This window comes from Mycobacterium sp. 1274761.0 (genome assembly GCF_001668615.1).
In the GTDB taxonomy this organism is placed as follows: Bacteria; Actinomycetota; Actinomycetes; order Mycobacteriales; family Mycobacteriaceae; genus Mycobacterium.
The window spans coordinates 1-4,807 of record NZ_LZMC01000040.1 but is presented as its reverse complement, the minus strand read 5'-3'; the positions used below and the strand labels follow the sequence as shown (position 1 = coordinate 4,807).

Annotated in this window: 4 protein-coding genes; 3 read left to right on the top strand and 1 reads right to left on the bottom strand. The window is 64.2% G+C overall.

Annotated features, from left to right (window positions below):
• On the bottom strand, positions 1 to 1,576 hold a 1,576-nt coding region (locus A5651_RS07180), incomplete at its 3' end, for a CdaR family transcriptional regulator (protein WP_066977443.1).
• 294 nt (positions 1,577 to 1,870) lie between these two features.
• Here A5651_RS07180 and A5651_RS07175 point away from each other — a divergent pair.
• The 3 genes from A5651_RS07175 to A5651_RS07165 all read left to right on the top strand — a co-directional run bounded on the left by A5651_RS07175 (position 1,871) and on the right by A5651_RS07165 (position 4,794).
• A complete protein-coding gene (locus A5651_RS07175) occupies positions 1,871 to 2,329 on the top strand; it encodes an Hsp20/alpha crystallin family protein (protein ID WP_066977440.1) in 459 nt (152 codons plus the stop codon).
• 86 nt (positions 2,330 to 2,415) lie between these two features.
• Positions 2,416 to 4,299 carry a molecular chaperone DnaK gene (gene dnaK, locus A5651_RS07170; RefSeq protein ID WP_066977437.1) on the top strand — a complete coding sequence of 628 codons (1,884 nt, stop codon included), beginning with the start codon at positions 2,416 to 2,418 and terminating at the stop codon, positions 4,297 to 4,299.
• Positions 4,300 to 4,302: 3 nt separating this feature from the next.
• Entirely contained in the window at positions 4,303 to 4,794 is a 492-nt protein-coding gene (locus A5651_RS07165) for a nucleotide exchange factor GrpE (protein ID WP_066977434.1), read from the top strand.
• Positions 4,795 to 4,807 lie beyond the last annotated feature (13 nt).

The following is a 4,807-nucleotide window of genomic DNA, read 5'->3' as shown; positions in this document are numbered from 1 at the left end:
TGACGTTGCGGAGGTCATAACCGGTCAGCTCGCTGATGCGCGCCAGTCGGTAGCGCAAGGTGCTGCGGTGGATGTGCAGCGTTCTCGCCGAATCATCGTAATTTCCACCGGCTTCCAGGTGCTGGCTCAGGGTGAGGACGAGCTCTGACTTCTTCGCCGTGTCGTAATCCAGAAGCGCACCCAACCATTCACGGATGAAGTCTTCGACGGCCCCGCTGGCATGAGCAGCGTCGATGAGACGGTAGAAACCAAGTTCGTCGTAGGCCGATGCACCGGCGGGCGCGGCGGAATGCAGTCGCACATTCAACGCTCGTTTGGCCTCTGCGAACGACTGGGGGAAGTGCAGTGGTGCTTCGCAACGCGATCCGACGCCGATGGCGCACGTAGCAGGACCCAGCAACTCACTCAGCGTGCGGTGAAGCGCTCGTGCGTCTGGGCGGCCAGCGGTCAAAAGGACCACCAGTGGGCCGCTACGTCCCTGAAGTCGGTTCAGCTGCAATGACGCGGCGGCGCGGGTGACGGCGGCGGCCAAGGAGGCGGAACCGGCCGAGCTGTGTACGACGACGACATAGTGCGGACCTCGGAGGTCGTGAACCAACGCTTCGGCCCTGGCGACGACGCCGTCGGAGCCCGTGCCCGTGAGGAGATCATCGACGAGTTCCTGGCGAACGCCTTGCTCCAACTCCACGAGGCTCCGTTGGTGGGACAATTCGTAGCCCAAAAGCGTGCAGGCGAAGTGCAGGGCGAAGATGTCGTCCTCTGTTACCCGCTTGAGCGGGTCGACGATCGCCAGCACGCCGAGAGTCTCGCCGCGCGGCGAGAGGAGGACCGCGACTCGATCCTTGAGAGGCATGGGCGCGTGCCGAGCGGCCAGGACAGCGAGTTGGCGCTCTCGACGCTGCGGGTCTGGTTTCGGGTATGGCACCGGCTGTCCGGGTCCGGCCCAGCAGCGAAGGTTGCCGAAACGGTCTTCGAGAACTATTGGCAGGCCTGTCAATTCGTGTAGCGCATCGGTTATCGCCTGCTCGCCACCACCGCTTCCCAGGGCTGCCTCGATGGCTTCGTGAATCTCTGCCCGAACCCGTAACCGTTGCCGCTCTACTGCGAGTTCACTTGTCGCCCTGTGCAGTTCCTCGGTACACCGCATGTCTTGGCGATGGAGCGCTATAGATGCCAGTGCAGCGCCCGTCTGATTCGCCAGCATCGTCAACAATTGCACGTGCCCGCTCGAAGGTGGGCCGGCCGCGCTGACGACAAGCGTGCCTTCGGTAGTTCCTTGATGACTGAGGGGAAACGCCCAACTCCATACCCGCCCCGGTATCTCCACAGCACCGCTACCGCGGCATTCGGTGATCAGTTGGTCGATATTGGGGCGCTCGTCCTGTCCGCCGGGCGACCATTCCCAGGCTTCCTCGCTGCACCGGTACATGGCTTCTGCCCGACAGGGGCCGATGCGGGGCACCACCGCCGCGGCCTCGCTGAGCACGGTCTCGGCGTCGCGCCACTCGAACGCGAGCTTGGACAAGATCGACAGCTGATCGATCGTCGGTGCTTCGCCCGACGCAGACCCAGTCATGGCCTGGATCTCGAACGAATGAACCCAACCGTCAGCATCTCAACCCCTATCAGCCCGCCGCCACTGGCTCCGGTCTATCGGCCTACCCGCAATGTCTGCAGCTAAACGGCTTGCTGCCAATTTGGACGGAGCGGATGCGGTGGTGCTGAGAGGACTAATCAACCCGAGGTCTTTCGACTCGTCGGGCGCACGCGCTGGCCGGTTGGAACTGTGAGAATCATTGTCTGCGGACCACTTCGGCGCACGGCACGGGTTTCCGTAGAAAGCGACCATCGCGAGTCCTAGGAGAAGCAGATGGTGTTCATGCGGTTCGATCCGTTACGAGGGCCGGACAGGCCAGCTGAGCACGTCAACAGCGCCGCACGTGCGGCGCGCACACTTCCCTTGGAAATGCTGAGGCGCGGCGACCACGTAGTGGTGGCAATTGACCTGGCAGGCGTGAACCCCCGGAACATCGAAGTCACCGTCGAGGGCAATGTCGTCGAGATCGGCACCCGCCGGCTGTCGCTGCAGCAGGACGGCGACGAAGTGATCGTCGACGAGCGGGGCCACGGCGAACTCCGGCGGCACCTGTTTCTCGGCGTCGACGTGGATCCGAGCGCCATGACCGCCGCTTGTGAACGGGGCGTGTTGACGCTCACCATTCCCAGGTCGCAGGCCTGCAAACCGCGAAAAGTCGAGATCGAAAGCGCCGACGAAGGTCGGCGGGCGCTTCGATCCGGATCGGACCATCAGCGAACCGTAACCGCGTGAACAGCGTGATGGCACACATCGGCGTCAGCACATCTGTTGTGCGGCCACAGCTGCTCTCGAGTGCCGACAACCAGAAGGAGTGAAGCATGGCAACGGCAGTAGGCATCGATCTGGGCACCACCAACTCGGTCATCGCCGCCTGGCAAGGTGGCGAGCCGGTCGTCATACCGAACGCGGAAGGTGCGCGCACGACCCCGTCGGTCGTCGCGTTCACCGAGAGCGGTGAACGGCTGGTCGGTCAGCTGGCGCGGCGTCAGTCGATCATGAATCCGAAGGGAACCATCTACTCGGCGAAGCGATTCATCGGCCGTCGTTTCAACGAGATCTCGGAGGAAGCCAAGGCGGTCAGCTTCGACGTCGTCGAGGGTCCGAACGGCGAAGCGCGGTTCGACATCCGCGGCAAGTTGTATTCACCGGAGGAGATCAGCGCGCAAGTGCTTCGCAAGCTCGCCGACGACGCTGGCAAGTTCCTCGGCGAACGCGTGACGCAAGCGGTGATCACCGTACCGGCGTACTTCAACGACGCTCAGCGCAACGCCACCAAGGACGCAGGCCGGATCGCCGGTCTCGAGGTGCTGCGCATCATCAACGAGCCAACTGCCGCCGCGTTGGCCTATGGACTGGACAAAAAGGGCCACGAGACGGTGCTGGTGTTCGACCTCGGCGGCGGCACCTTCGACGTCAGCCTCCTCGACGTCGGCGACGGCGTCGTCGAGGTCCGAGCCACAGCCGGTGACTCCCATCTCGGCGGTGACGATTTCGACCGTAGGCTCGTCGATTTTCTCGCCGATGAGTTCAAGCGTGAGAACAATATCGACTTGCGCTCGGATCCCCAAGCGCTGCAACGGCTTTTCGAAGCCGCGGAAAAGGCGAAGGTTGAGTTGTCGTCGGTGGCTCAGACGCAGGTGAACCTGCCGTTCATCACCGCCGACGCCAACGGGCCCAAGCATTTGACGATGACCGTCAACCGGTCGAAATTCGACGACCTGACCCACGATCTGGTCGAGCGCACCATGGGGCCGGTCAAGCGGGCGATGGAGGACGCCAAGGTCACGGCGAACGACATCGACGAGGTCATCCTGGTCGGCGGGTCGACCCGCATCCCCGCCGTCCAGGCTCTCGTCCGCCGGCTCACCGGCGGCAAAGACCCCAACATGAGTGTGAACCCCGACGAGGTTGTCGCGATGGGCGCCGCGATCCAGGCTGGGGTGCTCAAGGGCGAGGTCTCCGACGTTCTCTTGCTCGACGTCACGCCGCTATCGCTGGGCGTCGAGACCGCAGGCGGGTTGATGACGAAGATCATCGAACGCAACACGACGATTCCTGCCAGGCGTAGTGAGGTGTTCACCACTGCCGCCGACAATCAGCCCGCTGTCGACATCGTCGTGCTGCAGGGTGAGCGCGAACTGGCAAGAGACAACCGCGTTCTCGGCCGATTCAAACTCGAGAACATCCGGCCGGCACCGCGCGGGGAGCCGCAGATCGAAGTGATCTTCGATATAGATGCCAACGGCATCCTGAACGTCACCGCGCGGGACATGGACACGGGAGCCGAGCAGGGCATCACGATCAGCGAGCAGTCCAACCTCGACCAGAGCGAAGTCGAGCGCATGGTCCGCGAGGCAGAGGCGCACCGCCGTGAGGACGAGGAGATGCGCAGAGCGGTCGAAGCCCGAAATGAACTGGATGCAGCGGCGTATCAGGTGGAGCGGCGCCTCGCGGAGCTCGGTGAATCGGTCGCACCGCACGACCGCGGCCGCGCCGAGATGTTGCTCGCCGATGCGCGTCAGGCGATTGAGCAGGAGGCGCCCATCGTCAGGCTTCAGCAGCTGACATCGGAGTTGCAGCAGGTGGCTTACGGCTTGCAGCCCGCGCAGACGCCCGGCTCCAACGGTCACGGACAGGGAAATGGGCAGGCGGCGCAGCCGGCCGACGATGACGTGGTCGATGCCGAGTTCGACCGGAGCTAGCCGATGGCCAGCCCGGACGAACACTTGACAACCGAGGACGATCGTTCCGGCGCGGCAAATGCTGCGCCGGAACCGGTTGCCCCCGAATCGGATTCCACTGCCGAACTAGCGCGGCTCGAAGACCGCTGGCGGCGGGCGGTCGCCGATCTGGACAACCTTCGCAAGCGCTACGCCCGCGAGTTGGAGCGCGAACGCAACACCGAGCGGTCTCGCGTGGCCGGCGCCTGGCTTCCGATCGTCGATGACCTCGAGCGTGCCCTCGCTTACGACGGCGGGCAGTCGAACGCGGTAATCGAAGGCGTCCGAACGATTCTGGACCAGGCCGCGAAGGTACTCGAACAGCTCGGCTACCCGCGCGACGACGAGACCGGTGTGCCTTTCGACCCCCAACGGCATGAGGTGGTCGGCGTGAGAGACGTGCCAAATACCGCCCCCGGCATCCCCCCCCCACCAGACGGATGCGTTGTCCGTCGACAACGCCGGCCGGAATGTTGACGGTGTAATTGCG

Excerpts from the sequence above, each read along its gene's own strand:
- A5651_RS07175 (WP_066977440.1), top strand. The coding sequence starts at position 1,871 with ATGGTGTTCATGCGGTTCGATCCGTTACGAGGGCCGGACAGGCCAGCT.
- dnaK (WP_066977437.1), top strand. The coding sequence starts at position 2,416 with ATGGCAACGGCAGTAGGCATCGATCTGGGCACCACCAACTCGGTCATC.
- A5651_RS07165 (WP_066977434.1), top strand. The coding sequence starts at position 4,303 with ATGGCCAGCCCGGACGAACACTTGACAACCGAGGACGATCGTTCCGGC.